Origin of the sequence: Inhella proteolytica, from assembly GCF_016093275.1 — a bacterium.
Lineage (GTDB): Bacteria > Pseudomonadota > Gammaproteobacteria > Burkholderiales > Burkholderiaceae_C > Inhella > Inhella proteolytica.
The window spans coordinates 1-21985 of the sequence record NZ_JAEDAK010000020.1 but is presented as its reverse complement, the minus strand read 5'-3'; the positions used below and the strand labels follow the sequence as shown (position 1 = coordinate 21985).

Below are 21985 nucleotides of genomic sequence, written 5' to 3'. Positions count from 1 at the left end.
CACTGTAGGCTCAGCGCAGGCCGGGCAGCGAGCTGAGCAGCAGCCCGGCGCCGGCGCAGCCCGCCAGCAGCGGCAGCACACCCAGCTTGAAGCGGAACAGCGCGACACCGGTAGCCAGGGCGATGGCGCAGGCGCCCAGGTCGAAGCGCCCGGCAAAGCCCTGCGGCCAGAACACATGCCAGGCGAAGAACAGCGCCAGATTGAGGATCACGCCCACCACCGCGGCAGTGATGGCCGACAGCGGCGCCGTGAAGCCGAGCCGGCCATGCGTGGCCTCCACCAGCGGCCCGCCGGCCAGGATGAACACGAAGCTGGGCAGGAAGGTGAAGAAGGTGACCACGGCCGCGGCCAGGGCGCCGCCGAGGAAGAGCGCCTCCGGCCCCAGCACCTGCTGGCCCCAGCCGCCCACGAAGCCGACGAAGGCCACCACCATGATCAGCGGCCCTGGCGTGGTCTCGCCCAGCGCCAGGCCGTCCACCATCTGCCCGCCGCTGAGCCATTGGTACTGCTCCACCGCGCCCTGGTAGACGTAGGGCAGTACCGCGTAGGCGCCGCCGAAGGTCAGCAGCGCGGCCTTGGTGAAGAACCAGCCCATCTGCGTGAGCGCGCCCTGCCAGCCGTACTGGATCGTCAACAGCCCGAGCGCTGCCAGCCACAGGCCCAGCCCGATGCCCAGCACCTGGGCCAGGCGGCGGCGCGAGAAGCGCGCATGCGCGGGCGTCGGGGTGTCGTCGTCGATCAGTGCCGGCCCGTAGCTCGCCTTCGCGCTGCCCTGCCCGCCGCCCAGCGTGAACACCTGCGGCCAGCGGCGCGCGCCGAAGTGGCCGATCAGGCCCGCCGCCAGCACGATGGCGGGGAAGGGCGTGTCGAACGCGAACAGGGCCAGGAAGGAGGCGGCGGCGAGGGCCCACATCCAGCGGTTCCTCAGCGCCCGGGTGCCGATGCGGTGCGCGGCATGCAGCACCAGGGCCGTGACGGCCGGCTTGAGGCCGTAGAACAGGCCGGCCACCACGGGCAGGTGGCCGAAGCGCAGGTAGACCCAGCTCAGGCCCACCAGGATGAAGAGCGAGGGCAGCACGAACAGCGCCCCCGCCACGATGCCGCCCCAAGTCCGGTGCAGCAGCCAGCCGAGGTAGGTGGCGAGCTGCTGCGCCTCCGGCCCGGGCAGCAGCATGCAGTAGTTGAGGGCGTGCAGAAAGCGCTGTTCGCTGATCCAGCGCCGCCGCTCCACCAGCTCGGTGTGCATGATGGCGATCTGCCCTGCCGGGCCGCCGAAGCTGATGAATCCGAGCTGGAGCCAGAAGCGCAGGGCTTCGGCAAAACCGACGGGGGCGGGGCGGGTCTGGGGCGCGGTCGTCACGCGGCCAATGTATCGGCGCGAGATGACGGCCGTGTCACCGCGCGGCGGGCGCCGGGCCAGAGCAGATAGCCCAGCACGCCCAGCGAACCCAGCGCCAGCGTGGCCAGGGCCCAGGGCCAGAAGCGGCGACCGCTGGCCTTGGCATCCTGCGCCACGAAGCCCAGCAGCAGCAGGCAGCTGACGATCAGATCGAAGGTGATCTGCGTGCTGCCCGGGTTGGCGAAACCGCCTTGCCAGAGCCCGAGGTAGCCGACCTGGGCCAGGGCCCAGAGCGAGTAGGCGCCGAAGGCGAGCGTGACGATCCAGAGCAGGGGGCGGGGCATGGTGATCTCCTGGGGGGTTGAAGGCGGCGCCAGTGTTTGCGCCGCCCGGCGGGGCCGCAATGACCTGCGAGGTCATGGCCGCCAGCGGTCCGGCCGCGTAGGCTGCGCCCCCATGCAGACCGCGCCCCACCCGATCACCGCCCTGCGCCGCCAGCGCCGCATCAGCCAGCTCGAACTGGGCCTGCGCGCCGGGGTGTCGCAGCGGCACCTGAGCTGCATCGAAACCGGCCGCGCCCAACCCGGCCGCGCCACCCTGCTGGCGCTGCTGGATGCGCTGGATGCCCCACTGGAGGCGCGCAACACCGCCCTGCTGGCCGCCGGCCTGGCGCCGCAGTACAGCCGGCACGCGCTGGACGCCGAACCCCTGGCCCCGGCGCGCCAGGCACTGGAGCGGCTGCTGCACGCCCCCGGCGCGGCGCCGGCCCTGGTGATCGATGCCGAGTGGAACCTGCTGATGGCCAACGCCGGCGTGCAGCGCCTGCTGGAGCTGCTGGGCATTCCCTTCCCAGCCGGCCAACCCAATCTGCTCGACTTCCTGCTCGGCCCCCAGGGCTTGCGCGGCTGCGTGCTGAACGAGGCGGAAGTGTGTGGCGAGGTGCTGCATCGCGCCCGCCGCGAGGCCCTGCACGTGCCCGCCCTGGCCGCCCGCCTGCAGGCCCTGGGCCCGCTGCCAGACTGGCCGCTGCCGCAGGTGCAGGCGCCGCTGCTCTTCACCCGGCTGCGCGCGCAGGACGGGCAGGTGTTGAGCCTGTTCTCGATCTTCAGCAGCTTTGGCGCGCCGCTGGACGTGACGCTGGCCTCGCTGCGCATCGAGCATCTGTTCCCGGCCGATGCGCCGACCGCGCAGGCGCTGGGGATTGGCTGATCCCGGCCCGGGCACCTAGGATCCTGCCCATCAAAACCAGGGAGGCAGCATGGGCACCAGCACCGGCATGCGCGGCAAGGATCTGCAGAAGTTCCTGATGGTGGCGCGCGATCAGAACGTCATCCTGCTGGTGCGGCACACGAATGAGGACTCGCTCGTCTACGTGGGCAAGCCGGGCTACTACGCCAAGCCGGCCCTGCTGAAGGCCAAGACCGCCGACCTGGACCCGCCGGCCGTGACGCGCAGCGTGGCCGGGCGCATGGTGGCGCAGAGCTACCGCATCGCCGGCCTGGTGGTGCACCCGGGCATGCACCCGGGGGCCTACAAGCCCGCCAAGCTGGCCAAGGCCCTGCAGGCCTGGGAAGACGGCATGAAGCTGCTGGCCGGCGCCAACCTGCCCGCAGCCGGCGACCCGCTGAAGCTGGAGAGCTGGGCGGCCTGGGGCGTGGGGCGCGTGGCGACCTGTTCGTCCGACTGGCGCTGGCGGGTCGACGTCGATCCGGCTTCCAGCCACTTCGGCTGCCTGCAGCTGATGCGCGCCGGCCTGGACTGGGCCTACATCCACGGCGATTACGACCTCAAGGACGTGATCGTGCCGGGCCGGGAAACGCTCAACCAGCGCGCCGAAGGCAAGCTGCACGGCGTCAAGAACTACACCCCGGTGCTGGAGCGGGGCAACTTCGAGCGCGTGCGTGAGCAGCTCAACCAGCTGATCGGCGCCGACATGGTCCAGCACGGCGCCGAGGCTCAGTTCGCCTGGCATGGCGATGAGCCCATCACCGTGGCCTTTCCGAATTGGACCTTCGTGGTTCTGAACGATGCCGTGACGGTGCAGCGCTGGTACGAGCAGCTCAACCGCAGCGTACTGGCCACCAAGGGCCACGACTACGCGGCCGACCGCTCACGCATGTTCCATTTCGGCCCACAGGGCATGTTCGCCCCGGGGGCTTTGCCGTTTGCCAGCTGGGGCTGAGCCAGGCTCAGAACGGCTTCTTCGCCACTTTGGCGTGGTGCTCGTTCACCAGCATCAGCGCCGCCGAGCCGAAGTAGCGGTGGTACTCGGCCACCATCTCGCCCTGGGCGATCACCGGGTCGGTGGCCACATGCTGCTTGGCGGTCTCGATGTCCGGCACGGCCAGCACGAACAGGCCGCGCCAGCCGTCCACGCCATCCAGCGGGCCGGCCAGGGCCAGCACGCCGGCATCGGCCAGGCGCTTCATGTTGGCGAAGTGGCCCTTGAACATGGCGTCGCGCGCCTCGCCCTTGGGCACCGGCGTGCCGCTGGACTTCAGGATCACCAGCACGTAGGCGCGCATGCCGTTCTCATTGGCGCCCACGCGCTGCGCCAGCGCTTCGTCGTAGCCCGGCGGGGGCGGGGGGGCGGTCTGGGCCGCAGTTTGGGCGCTCGCCAGCAGGGGCAGGCTGAGGGCCAGGGCGTGCAATAGATGGCGCATGGCGGTTCGGTGGCGCGAGCGAAAAACCCCGAGCCTACGCCTGGCTTCCTAAAATTCGGCATGTCCCGCGCCCCGCTCGAACTCCTTGCACCCGCCCGCGATGCCGATATCGGCATCGAGGCCATCAACCATGGCGCCGACGCCGTCTACATCGGCGGCCCCGGCTTCGGCGCGCGCGACAAGGCGTCCAACCCGATCGAAGACATCGCCCGCCTGGCCGCGCATGCGCACCGCTTCCACGCGCGCATCTTCGTGACGATGAACACCATCCTGCGCGACGACGAGCTCGAGGGCGCGCGCCAGCAGGCCTGGCAGCTCTACGACGCCGGCGTGGACGCGCTGATCGTGCAGGACATGGGTCTGCTGGAACTGGACCTGCCACCGATCCAGCTGCATGCCAGCACGCAGACCGACATCCGCACGCCCGAAAAGGCGCGCTTCCTGCAGGACGTGGGCTTCAGCCAGATGGTGCTGGCGCGCGAGCTCGATCTGGGCCAGATCCAGGCCATCCGCGCCCAGGTGCAGCAGGCCAAGCTGGAGTTCTTCGTGCACGGCGCGCTCTGCGTGGCCTACAGCGGGCAATGCTTCATCAGCCATGCGCACACCGGGCGCAGCGCCAACCGCGGCAGCTGCAGCCAGGAATGCCGGCTGCCTTACACGGTGAAGGACGCGCAGGGCCGCATCATTGCCCACGACAAGCATGTGCTGAGCCTGAAGGACAACGACCAGAGCGCCAACATCGAGCTGCTGGCCGATGCGGGCATCCGCAGCTTCAAGATCGAGGGCCGCTACAAGGACATGGCGACGGTCAAGAACGTGACCGCCCACTACCGCCAGCTGCTCGACAGCCTGATGGAACGCCGCGGCCGCGACTACGAACCCAGCAGCCACGGCCACTGCCGCTTCACCTTCACGCCCGAACCCGAGCAGGGCTTCAACCGTGGCGGCACGGATTACTTCGTCAATGGCCGCAAGATCGACATCGGCGCCTTCGACACCCCCAAGCACGCCGGCATGCCGATCGGCCACATCGGCAAGGTGGGTGCCGACTACTTCGAGATCGACACCGGCGACGCCGCCATCCAGCTCAACAATGGCGACGCGTTGACCTGGTGGGACCGCCAAGGCGAGCTGCAGGGCGTGCCGGTGAACGTGGCCACGCACATCGAGGGCACGCGCTGGCGCATCGACCCGAACCTGAACCGCAGCACGCAGTTCAGCGACTTGAAGGACCTGTTCCCCAACACGGCCGTCAGCCGCAACCGCGACATGGCCTGGGAGCGCCTGCTCGCCAAGCCCAGCAGCGAGCGCCGCATCGCCGTGGATCTGAACCTGGCGCAAACCGCCGACGGCCTGGAGCTCAGCCTGAAGGACGAGACCGGCGTGAAGGCCGCCGTGCGCCTCCCGCTCGCGCACGAGCCGGCGCGCGACGCCGCCCAGGCCGAGGCGCAGCTGAAGGACGGCCTGGCCAAGCTGGGCGACACGATCTTCGAAGCGCGCCGCGTGCGCCTGAGTTTGAGAGAGCCCCTGTTCCTGCCGGCCGCCAAGCTCAACGCCCTGCGCCGCGAGGGCGTGGCCGCGCTGGAAGCCGCGCGCGCCGCCGCCTTTGAAAAGCTGCCGCGCGATGCCGAGGTGCAGCCCCCCGTGCCCTACCCCGAGGACACGCTGAGCTACCTGGCCAACGTCTACAACAGCAAGGCGGCGCAGTTCTACGCCCGCCATGGCGTGAAGGTGGTGGGCGCTGCTTACGAAAGCCACGAGGAGCTGGGCGAGGTGAGCCTGATGATCACCAAGCACTGCGTGCGCTGGAGCTTGAGCCTGTGCCCCAAGCAGGCCAAGGGCGTGACGGGCGTTCAGGGCACGGTGCGCGCCGAGCCGCTGACCCTGCAACATGGCGAGGACACCCTGACCTTGCGCTTCGACTGCAAGCCCTGCGAGATGCATGTGGTGGGGGCGATGCGCAAGAACGTCCTCAAGCAGCTCAAGGCCGAGCCCGTCACGTTCTACAAAGCCCGGCCCTGACGTAGGCTGCGGGCTCCACCGCACGGGAGCCCGCCATGTCCGCCATCCGTCTAGGAGCCTTCTCCGTCAGCCTGGCCGTCAAGGACCTGGCCATCTCCCAGGCTTTCTACGAAAAGCTCGGCTTCAACCCGGTGGCTGGCGATGCCGCCCAGGGCTGGCTGATCCTGCGCAATGCCGATGACATCACCCTTGGCCTCTTCCAGGGCATGTTGGAGAAGAACCTGCTGACCTTCAACCCCGGCTGGGGTCCGCGCTGCGAGAACCTGCCCGACTTCACCGACGTGCGCACCCTGCAGGGCCAGATCGAGGCTGCCGGCATCACGCCCACCGAACGCGTCAACCCCACCGCGGTCAGCGGCCCGGCCTTCTTCACGCTGACCGACCCGGACGGCAATGCCATCTTGATCGATCAGCACCGCTAGCGCGGCCTCAGAACAGGAAATCGGCTTCGGTGAGCGGCAGGATGCCCGTCAGCACGACCATGAAGTCGCCCACCGCGTCACCGTTGATGTCGGCCTGCACATACGTGCTACCGCCCCCGTGCAGCACCCAAACCTGGCCGGGCTGGCCGACCTGCGGGGCGTCGAAGCCCGTGAAGCCGAAGGCCTGATCACCTGCGATCGTGGGGCGGGCGTCGATGCCGCAGAGGTCGATCTTGTCCACCCCGGGCTGAAAGTCGTTGATGTAGTCGAAGGTCGAGCCGGGGGAATCGCTCAGGGCCTGGAAGATGAACAGGTCGGCGCCATTGCCGCCGGTCAGGCGGTCCACGCCCGCGCCGCCCACCAAATAGTCGTCGCCGTCGTTGCCCCAGAGCTGGTCGTCGCCCGCCTCGCCTTCCAGGCGGTCACCGCCGTTGCCGCCCAGCAGGGCGTCCTTGCCGGCGCCGCCGTAGAGGAAGTCCACGCCGTCGTCGCCCCACATCTGATCGTCGCCGTCGTCGCCGAACAGGTTGTCGGGGCCGCTGCCGCCGTTCAGGCTGTCGTTGCCCGTGCCGCCGCGCAGCAAATCGCTGCCGCCCCAACCGGTGAGGGTGTCGTTGCCGGCGCCGCCCTGGAGGGTGTCGGCGCCTTCGCCCCAGCCGCCGTCGAGGCGGTCGTCGCCGTCCTCGCCGCGGATGTCGTCGTTCGAGTTGCCGCCACCGTAGATGGTGTTGGCGCTGGCGTTGCCCCAGAGGTGCGTCTGCGCCGCGTTGCCGGTGTAGATCAGGGCTTCGACGTTTGTGTGCAGCAGCGTGCTGGCGGTGGCGGAATAAACGGTGTCGTAGCCTTCATTGGCGGCTTCCAGCACGCCCCAGCCGCGGAAGGTGGCCTTGTCGGTGCCGGCATAGCCGCTGTCGCTCAGGGTGTAGGTGTCGTCGCCGGTGCCACCGTACATGCGGGCCAGGTCGCCCTGGACCTCGATCAACTTGTCATTGCCGCTGCCGCCCTCGAGTTGATCCTGGCCGATGCCGTTGTCCACGCGGGGCTGGCTGGCGTAGGCGGGGTTGCGGCTGTAGATCGTGTCGTTGCCGCCCCCGCCGATCAGGGTGTCGTCCTCGTTGGTGCCGGTCATGCGGTTGTCCAGCGCATTGCCGACCACCTTCATGTGCTCGTCGGACTCGGTCCACAGGCCGGCCGCCGGGTTGCGGTGCGCCACAAAGTCTTCGATGAAGGCGGGCAGGTTGTACGTGCTCATCTCGTTGAAGAAGGACGAGTCCAGGTGCAGGGTGTCGTGGCCTTCGAATTCGTACTCGATTACCTCAGGCACTGCGTCGTCCACCAGCACGGAGGAGGACACACGGGTGACGTAGTAGGTGTCGTTGCCGGTGCCGCCATACAGCTTGGTCGGGCCCAGCCAGGCGCCGAAGCCAGCGGTGGAGAGGATGTCGTGGCCGGTGCCGCCCACCAGCACGTTGTTGCCGCCGCCGGCGTAGAGCGCATCGTCGCCGTCGCCGCCTTCCAGGCGGTCGTCGCCGTAGCCGCCCTCGAGCTTGTCGTTGCCATAGCCGCCGTAGAGCTTGTCGTCGCCGTCGCCGCCTTCCAGGTAGTCGTTGCCGGCCTCACCCCAGATCACGTCGTCGCCGTTGTCGCCGGCCAGGTGGTCGTCGCCATTGCCGCCCGAGAACCAGTCGTCGTCGTCACCACCGAAGGCCGAATCATTGCCCTCGCCGCCGTAGAGCTTGTCATTGCCTTCGTGGCCGATCAGCTGGTCGTTGCCGGCCTCGCCCAGCAGGGTGTCGTCGCCGTCGTTGCCGCGGATCAGGTCGTTGCCCTCGCCGCCATAGATCCAGTCATTGCCGTCCATGCCCCACAGCTCGTCATCGCCACCCAGCCCGTAGATCTTGTCGGCGTTGCTGCCGCCCTTGATGACGTTGTTGAGGTTGTTGCCGGTGTAAGTCGCCACGTTGAGATCCTTTGCATTTCGCCTGCGCTGAGCTTGTCTCTTGCAGTGCGGTTCGAAGTGACGTCAGTTTCAAAAGGGCCCGTTGCAGGCCCGTTTCGGGATCTGTTGCATTGGTTTCAGGGAGGCTGATGACGCGGAGACCCGAGCGAGTTATCCCCCGAGACGCTGCGCCCTGGCTGCGTCAACCTTGCGGGCGTCTGGCGCCAATCCGACCTTCGAACGAGCGGCAGGGACTTCGCTCGGACGGCTTGTCTACCGCGACGCTTGTGCGCCAGCCCTCTGAACGACGTATTCCTCCCCAGGGAGGAGGCGTTGCAGGGCCGCACTTCCTAAGCTGAGGCCTTCTTGGAATGTCGCCCCGCGAGAGGTGGCCGAGCATGGTGAAGAGCACGCAGCGGAGCGCTCTGGCGGCGGTTTGGCAGTGGATCGGTGTTGGCCTGCTGCTGATGTGCAGCGGAATGTGGTTGGCCTGGATGAACAGCCACCCACGCCAGGAAGCCCTTCGCCTGGCCCCTGCCTGGCAGCCGCAGGCGCGCTGCGAAGTGATGTTCGTGCTGCCTTGGCGGCGTGGGCAGCGCTACGCCCGTTGCTGGCCGTTGGGTCGACCGAGTGATCGGCCCTGGTTGTTTGCCAGCCTGCACGGCGTGATGGCGGTTGCCGTCGTCCTGGTGATCGCGGGGGGGCGCCGCCGCCGTGCCGACATGGCCTTGTTGCAGAAAGGATCGAAATGAAGATGCGTGAGTTCGCCCTGATGGTGGCCATGGCCACCGCCTTGACTCTCAGTCAACCTGCTCGAGCGGGATTGGAAGTGCTCGAAGGGCATGTCAGCTACAAGCACTTGGACATGGCCCGCGTGGCCGGTCTCATTCAAAACACCGGTTCGGAGCCGGTGTGTGCTCCCCAGGTTCAGGTGCAGTGGTTGGATGCCGCGGGCAAACCTCTGGGGGTGCGCTCGGTCGTGACACTGGCACAAAGCGAGCTCGGCCGTGCCCAAGCCGATGGGGTGATGGCCCAGCGGCGCTACCTGCCGCCGGGTGAAGCGGCGGTATTCACCTACCGGCGTGACCTGCGCAAGATCAACGGCACGCCGGCGGGCCACCGCATCACCGCGAGTGCACGGGCCTGCGCCCGACCGCAGCCCCGCTTGGAAATGGCGGGGCTGACCCACCAGACCTCGAAGACCGGCTTCCACCAGGTGGAAGGCCAAGTGCGCAACGCCGGGCCGGGTCACTGCCTGAAGCCATTGATCGTGCTGGGCCTGTTTGACGCGCAGGACAAGTTGCTGGAGAGCGAAGTGGTGCGCCTGCCCGGCTTGCACGAAGACCGCCTCGCTGCGGGCGCAGGGACGCCGTTCTCGCGCCGCTCCTTGCCCAATCCGATGGGATTGGAAGTGGCCAAGATCCGCGCCTGGCCGGACTGTGGGGGCGTGGAATGAGCCTGGCCTGGGTCGGGCCCCTGGTCGTGGGTCTGCTGGGTTCGACCGAAGGCCTCAGCATGGACCTGCCACCCGGCTATGCGGTGGCCAGTCGCCAGCGCAGTGCCACCGTGGTGATGACCGAGTGGCTGGCCGCCGGGGAAACCTTGCAGCAGTGGACCGAACTGCTCACCACGCAAGTCTTTCCCCAGGCCGGGGCGGTGCCCCCTCAGGTGTGGCGGGCGCGCCTGCATGAGGCCTGGCAGAAGCGCTGCCGCCATGCGCGCCTGGATTCCGTGGTGGAGGGGCGGGAGCAGGGCCATCCCTTTGCCTTGTGGACCCTGGAGTGCGACCAGCCGCGCGAGATCACCTGGTTCAAGGCCATCCAGGGCCGCGAGGCCTCCTATCTGGTGCAGGTGGCCTTTCGCGAGCCGCCGGCGCAGCAACAGGCGCTGCGCTGGATGCGGTTGCTAAAGCACGCCACGCTGACCGGCGTGGCCCGCTGAGCGCCGGGGCGACTCAGCGGGCGTTGCCGCTGCAGCGGCTCAGCACGACCACACAGGGGCCGGCCGGGCAGCGGCCCAGTGCCTGACGCTCGGCCGCGCTGCGGCTGGGGGCGATGCCGGTGGCGTAGGAGCGATTGCCGCCGCGTACCAGGGCTCCACATCCGTGTGCCCACCACACCATCGGGTTGCAGGGGCCGCTGCAGTTCTGCAGCGCCACCTGCTCGGCCGCCTGCGAGGAAACCTGTCCCACGGACCACCCGAAGTGGCCGTTGTTCTTGTTCATGGCGATGGCGCCGTATGCGCCGGTTTGGGCGGCGGCCATGCCGCTCAGGCTGCTGGCCAGCAGCAGGGTCCACAGGGCTTTCATGTGTGTTCTCCAAGGGTTGCGCCCGCACAATCGAGGGCGTTGTGATTGCCCCTTGATGCTGGCTCGACCCTGGCAACGCTGCTTCCTCCCCGGGGAGGATCCGGGGGGCTGCGGCCCCTCAAACGCATGGCCACGCTTCGCCCCTTTGCCGACTTCCAGCGCCTGGATGCCATCCGGGCCCCCCTGCCCGATCTGATGGGGGAGCTGCAACGCCATCTGGACGCCTGCATCGGGCTGGACTCCCTGGTGGTGCATTGGTACGGGCCGGACGGCGGCATGCGTGACTTCTACGCCGATGCCGGCTGGGCGGCCCCCGCCGTGCGCGGCTACCTGGCCGACTACGAACACCACCGCCCTGCCTACCAGCGCAGTGCCCTGGAGCGCCTGGCGGATCCGCGTCCGTTTGCCTTGCAGGCGCGCGAGTTGGAGCGGCGGCCCGTGCATGAAAGCGTGCTGCGCCCGCTCGGCCTGGATGCGGTGCTGAACCTGCCCTTGAGTGCCCCGGGTCTGCGTGCCATCCTGGGTTGCGCGCGCAGCGGCCAACGGCCGTTCGGGGCGGCGGAGCTGCGCCACATGGAACGCCTGCGTCCCGCGCTGGAGGCCCTGCTGGCTGCCAACGCGGCCGCCCAGGCCGGAACGGAAGCCGCCCCGCTGGAGCAGCACGGCGCCGGCCTGCTGCTGCTGCGCACGGATGGCGAAGTGGTCCAGGCCTGCAGCCTGGGTCAGCGGCTGCTGGCCCTTCTGCAGGGAACCGATCAGGGCCGCCCCTGGCAGGAGCTGCGGGTGCGCCTGCATCAGGCCCTGTTGACCGCGGAACGCCCGGGCGACGCTCAAGACCTGGTGTTCCAGCTCAGCGAAGGCCGCTACCTGGCGCAGCTGCGTGCGCTGACGCCGCTGCAGGACGGCGGGGCCGGGCTGGTGGCGGTCGAGTTGACCCGGCTGCTCAGTCCCCAGTTGCCGCTGCTGACGCTGGCGCGCCGCCACGGCTGGAGCCGACGAGAGCTGCAGATCGCCTGGCGGCTGCTGGAAGGAGACAGCCTGGAGGCCATCGCCCGCGCCCTGGGCATTGCCACGACATCGATCAAGACCCATTGCCGCTCGCTGTACGGCCGCACGGGGGTGGCTGACCGTGCGGCCTTCGCGCGCTGGGTGAACCAGCAAATGCAGGGCGGCTCATCCAGGGGCTGAGAGAGCGGGCGCCGGTAAGGCCTTGGAATCTGATGCGCATCAGATCCCGAGCCCGCCCTACTTGATCTCGGTCAAACCCAGGTGCAGCATCGGCCCGGACACTGCTTTCACCAATTTGGTGCGGGAGGCATCGATGTCGATTCTGGGAGTGGTGTTGCGGGTGCCGGCGCAGGCTGTGGCCGAAGTGCAGGCCCAGGTGCTGGCCCTGCCCGGTGTGGACGTGACCCACAACCCCGGCGATGGCCGCCTGGTGCTGGTGATCGAGGACGTGGCCGAGCGCTCCGCCGCCGCCACGCTGGGTGAGATCGCCCAGATGCCCCAGGTCTGGTCCAGCACCCTGGTGTACGAGTACTCGGGGCCCGATGCCCCGGCCCCCGAGGCGCATCAATCCGGCCAGCTCGACTGGCGCCGCAACCTCAGCGATCTGGATGGTGTGCGTCCTTGAACCGGTTCAAGGCAGCCGACACCCCTTCCCCCGAGGATTCCCGCAGAACGAACCCGGCCACCGGCCGCAGCAGGAGCGAACCCCATGGACGCCAACCGTCGTGACTTTCTGAAGACCCAGGCCGCTACCGCTGCCGCATCGGCCGCCGGCCTGCCGGTGGTGATGATGCAGAGCGCCGAGGCCGCACCAACCACAGCGGCCGCCAGCACGGTGCGCTGGGACAAGGCGCCCTGCCGCTTCTGCGGCACCGGCTGCTCGGTGGTGGTGGGCGTGCAGGACGGCAAGGTGGTGGCCACGCAGGGCGATCCGGAATCGCCGGTGAACCGCGGCCTGAACTGCATCAAGGGCTACTTCCTGTCCAAGATCATGTACGGCCAGGACCGCCTGACCACGCCGCTGCTGCGCAAGAAGAACGGCGTCTACGACAAGGAAGGCGACTTCGTGCCCGTGAGCTGGGACGAGGCCTTCGACATCATGGCCGCCAAGTGGAAGGAGGCCATCAAGGCCGAGGGTCCTAACTCGGTGGCGATGTTCGGCTCGGGCCAGTGGACGATCTGGGAAGGCTATGCCGCCGCCAAGCTGTGGAAGGCGGGCTTCCGCACCAACAACATCGACCCCAATGCGCGCCACTGCATGGCCTCCGCCGTGGCTGGTTTCATGCGCACGTTCGGCATCGACGAGCCGATGGGCTGCTACGACGACATCGAGCAGGCCGACGCCTTCGTGCTCTGGGGCAGCAACATGGCCGAGATGCACCCCATCCTGTGGACCCGCATCACCGACCGCCGGCTTTCGCACCCGCAGACCAAGGTGGCTGTGCTCTCGACCTTCGAGCACCGCAGCTTCGACCTGGCCGACCAACCCATCATCTTCAAGCCGCAGACCGATCTGGCGATCCTCAACTACATCGCCAACTACATCATCAAGAACGGCAAGGTGAACCAGGAGTTCATCAAGAAGCACGTCAACTTCAAGAAGGGCGCCGACGACATCGGTTACGGCCTGCGCCCGGTGCACGCGCTGGAAAAGGACGCCAAGAGCAACGGCTACCCCGGCGCCGACGGCAAGCCCAAGGGCAACCCGAACGACTCCACGCCGATGAGCTTTGAGGAGTACGCGAAGTTCGTGAGCGAATACACCGCCGAGAAGACCAGCGAGCTCTCGGGCGTGCCCGTCAAGCAGCTCGAAGACCTGGCCAAGTTGTATGCCGATCCCAAGATCAAGGTGACCTCGTTCTGGACCATGGGCTTCAACCAGCACACCCGGGGCACCTGGGCCAACAACATGGTCTACAACATCCACCTGCTGACCGGCAAGATCAGCCAGCCCGGCAACAGCCCCTTCAGCCTGACGGGCCAGCCCAGCGCCTGCGGCACCGCGCGCGAGGTCGGCACCTTCTCGCACCGCCTGCCGGCGGACATGGTGGTCACCAACCCCGAGCACCGCAAGCACACCGAAGAAATCTGGGGCCTGCCCGACGGCACCATCCCCGACAAGATCGGCCTGCACGCCGTGGCACAGAGCCGCGCGCTCAAGGACGGCAAGCTGCGCTGCTACTGGGTCACCACCAACAACAACATGCAGGCCGGCCCCAACATCAACGGCGAGATCCTGCCGGGCTGGCGCAACCCCAAGGCCTTCGTGGTGGTGAGCGACCCCTACCCGACCGCCAGTGCGATGGCCGCCGACTTGATCCTGCCCGCCGCGATGTGGGTGGAGAAGGAAGGCGCCTTCGGCAACGCCGAGCGCCGCACGCAGTTCTGGCGCCAGCAGGTCAGCGCGCCGGGCCAGGCCAAGAGCGATCTGTGGCAGTTCATCGAATTCAGCAAGCGCTTCAAGATCGAAGAGGTGTGGCCGGCCGAGCTGCTGGCCAAGAAGCCCGAGTACAAGGGCAAGACCCTGTTCGACGTGCTCTACAAGAACGGCAAGGTCAACAAGTTCCCCTTGGCCGACATGGGCAAGGTCAACGGCAAGTACATCCCCGACTACAAGAACGACGAGAGCCAGCAGCTGGGCTACTACCTGCAGAAGGGCCTGTTCGAGGAGTACGCCGAGTTCGGCCGCGGCCATGGCCACGACCTGGCCCCGTTCGACACCTACCACGAGGTGCGCGGCCTGCGCTGGCCGGTGGTGGACGGCAAGGAAACCCTGTGGCGCTTCCGCGAGGGCTATGACCCGTACGTGAAGGCCGGCGAGGGTGTGAAGTTCTACGGCCACAAGGACGGCAAGGCGGTGATCTATGCGCTGCCCTACCAGCCGGCAGCCGAGAGCCCGGACAAGGAGTTTGACCTCTGGCTGTGCACCGGCCGCGTGCTGGAGCACTGGCATACCGGCACGATGACGCGCCGCGTACCCGAACTGCACCGCGCCGTGCCCGAGGCCCTGCTCTTCATGCACCCCGACGACGCCAAGGCGCGGGGCCTGCAACGCGGCATGCGCGTCAAGGTGGCCTCGCGCCGCGGCGAGATCCAGTGCCAGGTCGAGACCAAGGGCCGCAACAAGGTGCCGCGTGGCCTCGTCTTCGTGCCCTTCTTCGACGAAGGCCGGCTGGTCAACAAGCTCACGCTGGACGCCACCTGCCCGATCTCGAAGGAGACCGACTTCAAGAAGTGCGCCGTCAAGGTCATCAAGGTTTGAGGCCATGAACCTGAACCGCCGCAACCTGCTGCAGGGCGCTTCCAGCGCCGCCGCTGCCTGCCTCACGGCCGGCGGCGCGGCCCTGGTCGCACACCCGGCGCAGGCGCGGCCGGCTCAGGCCCTGCGCCCACCGGGCGCGCTGAACGAAGCCGAATTCCTGGCCGCCTGCGTGCGCTGCGGTCTGTGCGTGCGCGACTGCCCGCCGCAGAACCTCAAGCTCAGCCAGCTCGGCGACGGCATGGCGCGCGACGTCGCCATCGGCACGCCCTACTTTGTGGCGCGCGACATCCCTTGCGAGATGTGCGAGGGCATCCCCTGCGTCAAGGCCTGCCCCACCGGCGCGCTTGACCCGACCCTGCGGCAGATTGAAAAGGCCCAGATGGGCCTGGCGGTGCTGATCGACCACGAGAGCTGCCTGAACTTCCTGGGCCTGCGCTGCGACGTCTGCTACCGCGTCTGCCCGGTGATGGACAAGGCCATCACGCTGGAGAAGATCAGCAACCCGCGCAGCGACCGCCACGCCATGCTGCTGCCCACCGTGCATGCCGACGCGTGCACCGGCTGCGGCAAATGCGAGAAGAGCTGCGTGCTGGAAGAGGCGGCCATCAAGGTGCTGCCGCGCGAGCTGGCGCAAGGGCGCCTAGGCGGCCACTACCGCAAAGGCTGGGAGGCCGAGAACCGCGGCTACCAACCCCAATACAACCTGCCCAGCCAGCGCCTGCCCGAGCAGGGCGGGGACATTGCGCCGCTGCGTGACGGCAGCCCGGCCTATCCGCAACCCGCGTCCGGGGCCAGGAAGTGAGCGCCGTGCTGCCGCTGCCGAACGTGGCCGCCAAGCCCTGGTGGAAGCGCCAGCGCTGGCTGCTGCTGCGCCGCCTCAGCCAGCTCGGCCTCTTCACGCTCTTCCTGCTCGGTCCGCTGGCAGGCCTCTGGATCGTCAAGGGCAATCTGGCCAGCAGCCTGACCCTGGGCGTGCTGCCGCTGACCGACCCCTTCGTGCTGGCGCAAAGCCTGGCGGCGGGGCACCGGCCCGAAGCGGCCGCGCTGATCGGTGTGGGCATCGTCCTCGCCTTCTACGCCGTGTTCGGGCGCGTCTACTGCTCCTGGGTCTGCCCGGTGAACCTGGTGAGCGACAGCGCCGGCTGGCTGCGCCGCAAGCTGCGCATCAGCACCGGCCGCAGCCCCAGCCGCAACCTGCGCTACTGGCTGCTGGCGGCCGTGCTGGGCGCGGCCTTTTTCAGCGGCCAGGCCGTGTGGGAAGCCGTCAACCCCGTCACGCTCACCCAGCGCGCGCTGATCTTCGGCGGCTCCCTGGCCTGGGGCGGCGCGCTCGCGGTGTTCCTGTTCGAGCTGCTGGTGGCACCGCGTGGCTGGTGCGGCCATCTGTGCCCGCATGGCGCGGCCTATGCGCTGCTGGGCAGCAAGCCCTTGCTGCGCGTGGCCGCCACGCACAGCAGCCGCTGCAACGACTGCGGCGACTGCTACGCCGTCTGCCCCGAGCCGCAGGTCATCGTCATGCCGCTCAAGGGCAAGCAGGGCCACGGCCCCGTCATCACCGACCGCGAGTGCACGGCCTGCGGCCGCTGCGCCGATGTCTGCACCACCGACGTCTTCCGATTCACCCACCGTTTCGACACAAGAAGGGACTGACCATGAAAGTACCCGGCTTCTTCAAGCGCTTTGGCCCCGTACTGCTGGCGCTCTCCGTCTTTGCCATCGGCGTGGACCAGGCGCGCGCCGCCGACAAGCCGGCCGAGCCCGTCAAGCTGCAGGGCCTGCGGGGCGGCACGCCGCTGAACCAGGACAACCCGCCGGCCAACCACCGGCAGGAGCGTGACCACCCGGTGGGCGACCGCGACTTCGTGCAGATGCCGCCGCTGATTCCGCACACCATCAGCGGCTACCAGATCACCAAGAACTTCAACAAGTGCATGGACTGCCATGCCTGGCAGAAGACCAAGGAGAGCGGCGCCACCAAGATCAGCGTCACCCACTTCAAGACCCGCGAGGGTGTGGAGCTGGACACGGTGAGCCCGCGCCGCTACTTCTGCACCCAGTGCCATGTGCCGCAGAGCGACGCCAAGCCGCTCGTGGCCAACACCTACGAACGTGCCAAAGGCATGAAGTAAGGTCCCGGCCATGAAAGCCCTCATCCAACGCGCCTGGGCCTTTGCCCACACCAAGCAGTTCTGGGTCCTGTTCGCGGCCTTTGCCGGCGGCATCATCTTCTGGGGCGGCTTCAACACGGCGATGGAGTGGACCAACCGCGAAGCCTTCTGCATCTCCTGCCACGAGATGGAGCAGAACGTCTTCGTCGAGTACCGCAACACCATCCACTACCAGAACCGTACCGGCGTGCGCGCCACCTGCCCGGACTGCCATGTTCCCAAGGAGTGGGGGCCCAAGATGATCCGCAAGATCCAGGCCTCGAACGAGGTGCTGCACAAGATCCTGGGGTCCATCAACACCCCCGAGAAGTTCAACGCCAAGCGCCCCATCCTGGCCGAGCACGAGTGGGCACGCATGAAGCGCAACGACTCGCAGGAATGCCGCAACTGCCACAACTTCAGCTACATGGACTACGCCGAGCAGAACAGCCGCGCGGCCACGCGTCACCAGGTGGCGTTCACGGCGGGGCAGACCTGCATCGACTGCCACAAAGGCATCGCGCACACGCTGCCACCGATCGAGCAGCCGATCGGCGCAGCCAAGGAAGGGGCGGTGCAACTGCCCCCGAGCAACGCCGCGTCCGATTCGGCCCCAGGGCGCTGAGGGCCTGAAGGTCTGGTGCTGGCCTGCGGCGGCGCGAGCCCCGCAGGCCAGCCTTCTTTCAGGCAGGCACCACCAGCTTGATGGCCTGCGCCGGGCAGCTGCCCACGCAGGCCCCGCAACCGGTGCAGGCCTGCAGGTCCAGCACCGGCACCGGCGCGCCGCCACGCCGTGGCGGGAAGCGCAGGGCGCGTGCCTCGCAGCCGTCGCCGCAGACGCGGCAGTCCACGCCACGCTGCGCCAGGCAGCTGCTGCTGATCTGCGCCTTCCAGGGGCCGAAGCCCGGCGCAGCAGCCAAGGCGCCCGGCGCGCAGGCGCGCTGGCAGGCGCCGCAGAAGTCGCAGCCGGCGCGGCTGAAGTCCATCGCCGGAAAGCCCCCGCTGCCGCGCCGGATCACCTGCGGCGGGCAGGCGGTGATGCAGGCATCGCAGCGCGTGCAGGCTTGCTCGAAGGCGGCCTCGGGCAGGGCGCCGGGTGGGCGCTGAATCGTCGCGGCAATGGGCTGGGCACGGAAGAAGAAGCGGCGGCGCGGATCCATCGCGGCATTCTGGGCGCAGGCCCGGCCGACGGGCTTGCAGTGCGTCAAGCCGGCACCACCACAATCGCGAAATGGACGTCCCCAGTCTCCTTTCAGTCGCCACCCCCCAAGGGGGCCCTCGTGTCCTCGGGGCGGCCCTTCGGTCACGGATATGAAAGTCTTTGGCATCGCCGGGCGCTCCGGCATGGGCAAGACCACCCTGCTGGAAAAGCTGGTGGCGGAATTCGGCCGGCGCGGCCTTTCGGTCTCGCTGATCAAGCACAGCCACAAGGACATCGAGGTCGACCGCCCCGGCAAGGACAGCTTTCGCCTGCGCGAGGCCGGCTGCCAGGAGGTGCTGCTGCTGGGCGCCTCGCGCTGGGCGCTAATGCACGAGCTGCGCGGCGCCGAGGAGCCGCCGCTGGCCTACCTGCTCAGCCGCATCCAGCGCTGCGACCTGGTGCTGGTGGAGGGCTTCAAGAGCGGCGACTTCCCCAAGCTCGAGGTCTGGCGCGCCGAGGTGGGCAAGCCCATGCTGTGGCCGGATTGGCCGGGCATCGTGGCGCTGGCGACCGACGCGCCGCCCCCGGTCGAGCGGCCCTGGCTCAAGCTGGAGGACATCGGCGCGATTGCCGACTTGGTCTGGCAGCATGCGGCCCCCATGGAGGCAGCACATGGCCAGCAAGGAACTGAAATGCCCCGCGCCTGAGGACAAGGCCGGCGCCAAGATCGACTACCTGGCCAAGCGCCTGGGTCAGGTGCTGGCGCCGCTGGGCTTCAAGCGCAAGAGCCGCACGCTTTGGCGCGAGCAGGGCGAGGGGGTGCAGCGGCATTGGCAGATCGTGAATCTGCAGGCGGGTGAGTGGAACGAGGGATCGAGAGGTGAGTTCTATGTCAATCTCGCCTTGCAATTCCCGGCCATTGACCAGATGCGGGCGCAGTGCCCGGGTGAGGAACGGCGCCTCGAAGGCATCGAGAAGCCGGACGACGCCCGCGGCCACATTCGTTGCCACCTCGAAGATGCGCTACCTGCAGATCATTGGTTGGTTCAGACCGAGGGCAAGTTGGGCAAAGATACGGACTTGCTGGCCTTGGCTGAAGCACATGAGCTTGCCGCTACTGGGCATGTACTGCCTTGGTTCGATCAACATGCCTCGGTCGAGGCCGTACGCGATTTTGCGGACTCCGGCATTGAGCCCTCGATTCCAACCCGCCTCGCCGCGGCCCTGGTGCTCAGGGACCGGGAGGTCGCGCAGCGATTGGTCGACTCGGTCTTGGAGCCCTGGAAGCGTTGGTCGCCCGCCTATCTACGCGCGCTGAGTACCTGGCTGCAGGTCCACGGGGTCGATGCGGGCGCCTGGACACGCGCAAGTGCGCGAAAGTCAACGACGGCGGCTCATCAATCGAGTGCAGCTCAGCGCCCTCCCAAACCGAAGCCTGTCGTCAAAGCCTTTGAGTCGCCAGCGGAGTCCTCGCACCATTCGCCGGCGCAGCTCGCCGATGCATGGTTTGCCGAATTCCGCAAGTTGCGGCACCGGGACCCAGATCCACTGCGAGATTTGCCGACCGGACCACAGATCGGCCGAATGGACGCTCGGGCTCGCGAGGAGACCTTGTTTGCTTTGCTCCAGAAGCCAGCAAACTGGGAACGGGGGCTTGCGCCTTCGGCTCTCTACGATTCGCAGCGCCGATGCGACGCGGACGAGGCTCTGCCACCTTTGCTGGCGGCCTTGCTCCCAGGCCTTCCGCAATTGGAGCAGACCACGCCGCTGTTCGATATCTTGCTCTGCCTGCAAACCCGCCTGAAGCAGGAACTGGTCACGGCGCGCTTTCCTTGGGGCTTCTCAGTTTTGGCGGCCTGGCTGGAAGGGCAGTCGCATAGTGCCGCGCTCACCGAGGGCATTCGGACTTGGTTGGCGCGCTTGTCAGTCACTGTCGTGAAGCGCTGGGAAGTGGGCGTGGCCTTTTTGGCAGCCGAGCGCTCCAAGCCTCTGGACCCGAACGACTCTATGTACGAGTTCATGAAGGAGAGCCGCGAGCGCATGGCCGAGTTGGAGGCTCAGGAGCCAGTGGACCCCGAAGCGATCCGCCGCCGCCTCACCGAGTACCCCGAACAGGTCTTGGCCCCGGCCGACAAGGCCGCCGTGCGCAGCTGGCGGCGCTGGCTGCGGCGCGACCCGGTGACGGGCCTGCTGCCGGTGCACTTCGAGCCCGATGACTTTGGGGGGCCCGCGCAAGCTGCCTGGGACAGCGCACCGCCCGTATTGAAGACCGCCGCCGCGCCCGTAATCCAGCACTGGCTGGAAGGCGTGCCCACCAAGCCCAGCCAGCGCTGGCTGCGCGAGCTGCGCGCCCACATCGCAGGCTTTGACGCGGCGCAGCTGCAGCCCTGGCGCGACTGGGTGCGTGCGCGCCTGGCGGCCTTCCCGCATAGCAGCGGCCGCACCGAATGGGCCACGACCGGCGCCCGCCCCGGCGTGGGCGCGCGCCTGGGCGAATGCAGCGAGGACCTGCTGATGGGCCTGCTCTGGTGGTCGGCGCTCGACCCCGAACTGCACGACGCCCCCTGGCAGGCCGTGGCTACGGCGGCCTTCGAGCGCCTGCCCGATGTGGGCGTGCGCGCGCCCGCGGTGGGTGGCCTGGCGCTGCGCCTGCTCGCGGGTCAGGGCGGAGCCGCCGCTAGCTGGGTGGCCGCGCAGGCCAAGGCCAAAGGCGCCAAGCAGCTGGCCAAGGCGGCCGAAAAGGCCTTGGCCGAGCCTTGGCTCAACCCAGCTTGAACACCTTCTTGAGGATGGCGCTGCCGGTGCCCACCGGGTCCTGGCGGATCTTCTTTTCTTCCTCGCCAATCAGACGGTAAAGCCCGTCCAGCGCCTTGCGCGTCACGTAGGCCTGGATGTTGCTGTCCTCGCCCTTCAGCAGGCCCAGGCCGGCGGCCTTGCCGGCCACGGCGTTGTACTTGTCGGCCAGGCTCTGCTTCTCGGTGGCCTTGGTGACGATGGGCAGGAAGCGCTCGGTCAGGGGCTCGCGGGTCTTGGTCTCGAAGAAGCGCGTCACCGCGTCGTCTTCGCTCGCGCGCACCAGGCGCAGGGCGTCCTCCACGCTGATCTTCTTCACCGTCTGCACCAGCAGATCGCGCGCCTGCGGCACGGCGGCTTCAGCGGCGCGGTTCATCGCCAGCACCAGGGCGTCCACCTTCTTGCCCTGGCCGGTGGCCTTGAGCAGCTTGGCGGCGTCCTTCAGCGCGCCTGGCAATTCGATCTTCAGCTCGGGGTGGGCAAAGAAGCCGTCCACCCGGCCGAGCTGGCTCACTGCGGCCAGCGCGCCGCGTTCCAGTGCGGCGCGCACGCCCTGGGCGGCGTCACTTTCAAGCAGGGCCGCGTGAGCCGGCAGGGGGGCAAGCAGGAGCAGGCAGTGGCGGCGCTTCATGGTGGAGGGCGGCAGCGGGTCGAGCGACGATTCTGCGCCTGCTAAGGTGCGCCGCCATGCACGCCCGCAACCCCTGGCCGGCGGCGCTGCGCCCCACCGGGCTGTGGCTGCTGGCCCTGCTGATCAGCCTGGCCGGCCATGCCCTGTGGCTGGGGCTGCTGCGCCTGGGGGCTTCGGCCGCCCCCGTGGCGCGCGTGTCGGCGGCCAGCTTGCGCATCGTCACCGTGCCGGCCGCGCGCCCGGCCGCACCGCTGGCCACGGCCCCGCCGGCGCCGCTGCCGCCCGCACCGGCGGCTCGTGTCCCGCGCGC

24 protein-coding genes are annotated in these 21985 nt (G+C 68.6%); 17 read left to right on the top strand and 7 right to left on the bottom strand.

All coding sequences use genetic code 11. The annotated features are described in order from the left end of the window. Positions 1–10: 10 nt before the first annotated feature. Together chrA and I7X39_RS20435 are read right to left on the bottom strand one after the other, a co-directional pair. A complete protein-coding gene (chrA, locus tag I7X39_RS20440) occupies positions 11–1360 on the bottom strand; it encodes a chromate efflux transporter (RefSeq protein ID WP_310739951.1) in 1350 nt (449 codons plus the stop codon). Beyond that, positions 1357–1683 (bottom strand): DUF2834 domain-containing protein, encoded by a 327-nt coding sequence (locus I7X39_RS20435; RefSeq protein ID WP_198113128.1) that lies wholly within the window; start codon positions 1681–1683, stop codon positions 1357–1359. Before I7X39_RS20435 ends, chrA begins: the two co-directional genes overlap by 4 nt. Before the next feature lie 112 nt (positions 1684–1795). Here I7X39_RS20435 and I7X39_RS20430 point away from each other — a divergent pair, with 112 nt between their 5' ends. Both I7X39_RS20430 and I7X39_RS20425 read left to right on the top strand, forming a co-directional pair. Continuing rightward, on the top strand, positions 1796–2548 hold the full coding sequence (locus I7X39_RS20430; protein ID WP_198113059.1) for a helix-turn-helix domain-containing protein: 753 nt from the start codon (positions 1796–1798) through the stop codon (positions 2546–2548). A gap of 49 nt (positions 2549–2597) precedes the next feature. Next, positions 2598–3521: a hypothetical protein gene (locus I7X39_RS20425; RefSeq protein ID WP_198113057.1), complete on the top strand. Its 924-nt coding sequence runs from the start codon at positions 2598–2600 to the stop codon at positions 3519–3521. Between the two features lie 7 nt (positions 3522–3528). Here the strand turns inward: I7X39_RS20425 and I7X39_RS20420 are convergent, their stop codons facing one another. Continuing rightward, positions 3529–4002: a YciI family protein gene (locus tag I7X39_RS20420; RefSeq protein ID WP_198113055.1), complete on the bottom strand. Its 474-nt coding sequence runs from the start codon at positions 4000–4002 to the stop codon at positions 3529–3531. A 60-nt stretch (positions 4003–4062) separates the two neighbouring features. Here I7X39_RS20420 and I7X39_RS20415 point away from each other — a divergent pair, with 60 nt between their 5' ends. Further along, complete coding sequence (locus tag I7X39_RS20415; RefSeq protein ID WP_198113053.1) at positions 4063–6024, top strand: peptidase U32 family protein; 1962 nt, start codon at positions 4063–4065, stop codon at positions 6022–6024. Between the two features lie 35 nt (positions 6025–6059). Further along, positions 6060–6446 carry a VOC family protein gene (locus tag I7X39_RS20410; RefSeq protein WP_232352088.1) on the top strand — a complete coding sequence of 129 codons (387 nt, stop codon included), beginning with the start codon at positions 6060–6062 and terminating at the stop codon, positions 6444–6446. 7 nt (positions 6447–6453) lie between these two features. Here the strand turns inward: I7X39_RS20410 and I7X39_RS23735 are convergent, their stop codons facing one another. Further along, complete coding sequence (locus I7X39_RS23735) at positions 6454–8406, bottom strand: calcium-binding protein (protein WP_198113051.1); 1953 nt, start codon at positions 8404–8406, stop codon at positions 6454–6456. Positions 8407–8783: 377 nt separating this feature from the next. Between I7X39_RS23735 and I7X39_RS20400 the strand changes: the two genes are divergently transcribed. The 3 genes from I7X39_RS20400 to I7X39_RS20390 are packed head-to-tail and all read left to right on the top strand — an operon-like array spanning position 8784 to position 10326. Continuing rightward, on the top strand, positions 8784–9137 hold the full coding sequence (locus I7X39_RS20400) for a hypothetical protein (RefSeq protein WP_198113049.1): 354 nt from the start codon (positions 8784–8786) through the stop codon (positions 9135–9137). Beyond that, positions 9134–9841, top strand: a complete 708-nt coding sequence (locus I7X39_RS20395) for a hypothetical protein (protein ID WP_198113047.1) — start codon at positions 9134–9136, stop codon at positions 9839–9841. The genes I7X39_RS20400 and I7X39_RS20395 overlap by 4 nt, the downstream gene beginning before the upstream one ends. Further along, positions 9838–10326, top strand: coding sequence for a hypothetical protein (locus tag I7X39_RS20390; RefSeq protein WP_198113045.1), 489 nt, complete (start codon positions 9838–9840; stop codon positions 10324–10326). Before I7X39_RS20395 ends, I7X39_RS20390 begins: the two co-directional genes overlap by 4 nt. Before the next feature lie 13 nt (positions 10327–10339). Here I7X39_RS20390 and I7X39_RS20385 read toward each other — a convergent pair whose 3' ends face one another. Continuing rightward, the gene (locus tag I7X39_RS20385) at positions 10340–10693 is read right to left on the bottom strand and encodes a DUF4189 domain-containing protein (protein ID WP_198113043.1); all 354 of its coding nucleotides are present in this window, start codon (positions 10691–10693) and stop codon (positions 10340–10342) included. 126 nt (positions 10694–10819) lie between these two features. On the opposite strand from I7X39_RS20385, the gene I7X39_RS20380 reads away from it, so the two are divergent. From I7X39_RS20380 to I7X39_RS20350, 7 genes are all read left to right on the top strand, one after another. Next, a complete protein-coding gene (locus I7X39_RS20380) occupies positions 10820–11881 on the top strand; it encodes a helix-turn-helix transcriptional regulator (RefSeq protein ID WP_198113041.1) in 1062 nt (353 codons plus the stop codon). Positions 11882–12014: 133 nt separating this feature from the next. Further along, positions 12015–12326: a chaperone NapD gene (locus I7X39_RS20375; RefSeq protein ID WP_198113039.1), complete on the top strand. Its 312-nt coding sequence runs from the start codon at positions 12015–12017 to the stop codon at positions 12324–12326. Positions 12327–12410: 84 nt separating this feature from the next. Then, on the top strand, positions 12411–14963 hold the full coding sequence (gene napA / locus I7X39_RS20370) for a nitrate reductase catalytic subunit NapA (protein WP_198113037.1): 2553 nt from the start codon (positions 12411–12413) through the stop codon (positions 14961–14963). 4 nt (positions 14964–14967) lie between these two features. Beyond that, positions 14968–15765 carry a ferredoxin-type protein NapG gene (gene napG / locus I7X39_RS20365; protein WP_198113035.1) on the top strand — a complete coding sequence of 266 codons (798 nt, stop codon included), beginning with the start codon at positions 14968–14970 and terminating at the stop codon, positions 15763–15765. 5 nt (positions 15766–15770) lie between these two features. Further along, positions 15771–16613, top strand: coding sequence for a quinol dehydrogenase ferredoxin subunit NapH (gene napH / locus I7X39_RS20360; RefSeq protein WP_198113033.1), 843 nt, complete (start codon positions 15771–15773; stop codon positions 16611–16613). A 2-nt stretch (positions 16614–16615) separates the two neighbouring features. Beyond that, positions 16616–17092 carry a nitrate reductase cytochrome c-type subunit gene (locus tag I7X39_RS20355; protein WP_198113031.1) on the top strand — a complete coding sequence of 159 codons (477 nt, stop codon included), beginning with the start codon at positions 16616–16618 and terminating at the stop codon, positions 17090–17092. Positions 17093–17102: 10 nt separating this feature from the next. Continuing rightward, positions 17103–17735 (top strand): NapC/NirT family cytochrome c, encoded by a 633-nt coding sequence (locus tag I7X39_RS20350; protein WP_198113029.1) that lies wholly within the window; start codon positions 17103–17105, stop codon positions 17733–17735. Positions 17736–17793: 58 nt separating this feature from the next. On the opposite strand, the gene I7X39_RS20345 is transcribed toward I7X39_RS20350, so the two are convergent. Further along, on the bottom strand, positions 17794–18270 hold the full coding sequence (locus I7X39_RS20345; RefSeq protein WP_198113027.1) for a ferredoxin-type protein NapF: 477 nt from the start codon (positions 18268–18270) through the stop codon (positions 17794–17796). A 151-nt stretch (positions 18271–18421) separates the two neighbouring features. On the opposite strand from I7X39_RS20345, the gene mobB reads away from it, so the two are divergent. Together mobB and I7X39_RS20335 are read left to right on the top strand one after the other, a co-directional pair. Continuing rightward, positions 18422–18958 carry a molybdopterin-guanine dinucleotide biosynthesis protein B gene (gene mobB, locus I7X39_RS20340; protein ID WP_198113025.1) on the top strand — a complete coding sequence of 179 codons (537 nt, stop codon included), beginning with the start codon at positions 18422–18424 and terminating at the stop codon, positions 18956–18958. 49 nt (positions 18959–19007) lie between these two features. Next, a complete protein-coding gene (locus I7X39_RS20335) occupies positions 19008–21026 on the top strand; it encodes a DUF4304 domain-containing protein (RefSeq protein ID WP_198113023.1) in 2019 nt (672 codons plus the stop codon). On the opposite strand, the gene I7X39_RS20330 is transcribed toward I7X39_RS20335, so the two are convergent. Further along, complete coding sequence (locus I7X39_RS20330) at positions 21013–21675, bottom strand: DUF4197 domain-containing protein (RefSeq protein WP_198113021.1); 663 nt, start codon at positions 21673–21675, stop codon at positions 21013–21015. The genes I7X39_RS20335 and I7X39_RS20330 overlap by 14 nt on opposite strands. A 56-nt stretch (positions 21676–21731) precedes the next feature. Between I7X39_RS20330 and I7X39_RS20325 the strand changes: the two genes are divergently transcribed. Beyond that, on the top strand, positions 21732–21985 hold a 254-nt coding region (locus I7X39_RS20325), incomplete at its 3' end, for a hypothetical protein (protein ID WP_198113019.1).

Coding starts and splice junctions, on each gene's coding strand:
- I7X39_RS20375 (WP_198113039.1), top strand. CDS start 12,015: ATGTCGATTCTGGGAGTGGTGTTGCGGGTGCCGGCGCAGGCTGTGGCC.
- I7X39_RS20395 (WP_198113047.1), top strand. CDS start 9,134: ATGAAGATGCGTGAGTTCGCCCTGATGGTGGCCATGGCCACCGCCTTG.
- mobB (WP_198113025.1), top strand. CDS start 18,422: ATGAAAGTCTTTGGCATCGCCGGGCGCTCCGGCATGGGCAAGACCACC.
- I7X39_RS20400 (WP_198113049.1), top strand. CDS start 8,784: ATGGTGAAGAGCACGCAGCGGAGCGCTCTGGCGGCGGTTTGGCAGTGG.
- I7X39_RS20390 (WP_198113045.1), top strand. CDS start 9,838: ATGAGCCTGGCCTGGGTCGGGCCCCTGGTCGTGGGTCTGCTGGGTTCG.
- I7X39_RS20425 (WP_198113057.1), top strand. CDS start 2,598: ATGGGCACCAGCACCGGCATGCGCGGCAAGGATCTGCAGAAGTTCCTG.
- napA (WP_198113037.1), top strand. CDS start 12,411: ATGGACGCCAACCGTCGTGACTTTCTGAAGACCCAGGCCGCTACCGCT.
- I7X39_RS20415 (WP_198113053.1), top strand. CDS start 4,063: ATGTCCCGCGCCCCGCTCGAACTCCTTGCACCCGCCCGCGATGCCGAT.
- I7X39_RS20355 (WP_198113031.1), top strand. CDS start 16,616: ATGAAAGTACCCGGCTTCTTCAAGCGCTTTGGCCCCGTACTGCTGGCG.
- I7X39_RS20350 (WP_198113029.1), top strand. CDS start 17,103: ATGAAAGCCCTCATCCAACGCGCCTGGGCCTTTGCCCACACCAAGCAG.
- I7X39_RS20330 (WP_198113021.1), bottom strand. CDS start 21,675: ATGAAGCGCCGCCACTGCCTGCTCCTGCTTGCCCCCCTGCCGGCTCAC.
- I7X39_RS20435 (WP_198113128.1), bottom strand. CDS start 1,683: ATGCCCCGCCCCCTGCTCTGGATCGTCACGCTCGCCTTCGGCGCCTAC.
- I7X39_RS20430 (WP_198113059.1), top strand. CDS start 1,796: ATGCAGACCGCGCCCCACCCGATCACCGCCCTGCGCCGCCAGCGCCGC.
- napG (WP_198113035.1), top strand. CDS start 14,968: ATGAACCTGAACCGCCGCAACCTGCTGCAGGGCGCTTCCAGCGCCGCC.
- I7X39_RS20380 (WP_198113041.1), top strand. CDS start 10,820: ATGGCCACGCTTCGCCCCTTTGCCGACTTCCAGCGCCTGGATGCCATC.
- I7X39_RS20385 (WP_198113043.1), bottom strand. CDS start 10,693: ATGAAAGCCCTGTGGACCCTGCTGCTGGCCAGCAGCCTGAGCGGCATG.
- I7X39_RS20345 (WP_198113027.1), bottom strand. CDS start 18,270: ATGGATCCGCGCCGCCGCTTCTTCTTCCGTGCCCAGCCCATTGCCGCG.
- I7X39_RS20410 (WP_232352088.1), top strand. CDS start 6,060: ATGTCCGCCATCCGTCTAGGAGCCTTCTCCGTCAGCCTGGCCGTCAAG.
- I7X39_RS20420 (WP_198113055.1), bottom strand. CDS start 4,002: ATGCGCCATCTATTGCACGCCCTGGCCCTCAGCCTGCCCCTGCTGGCG.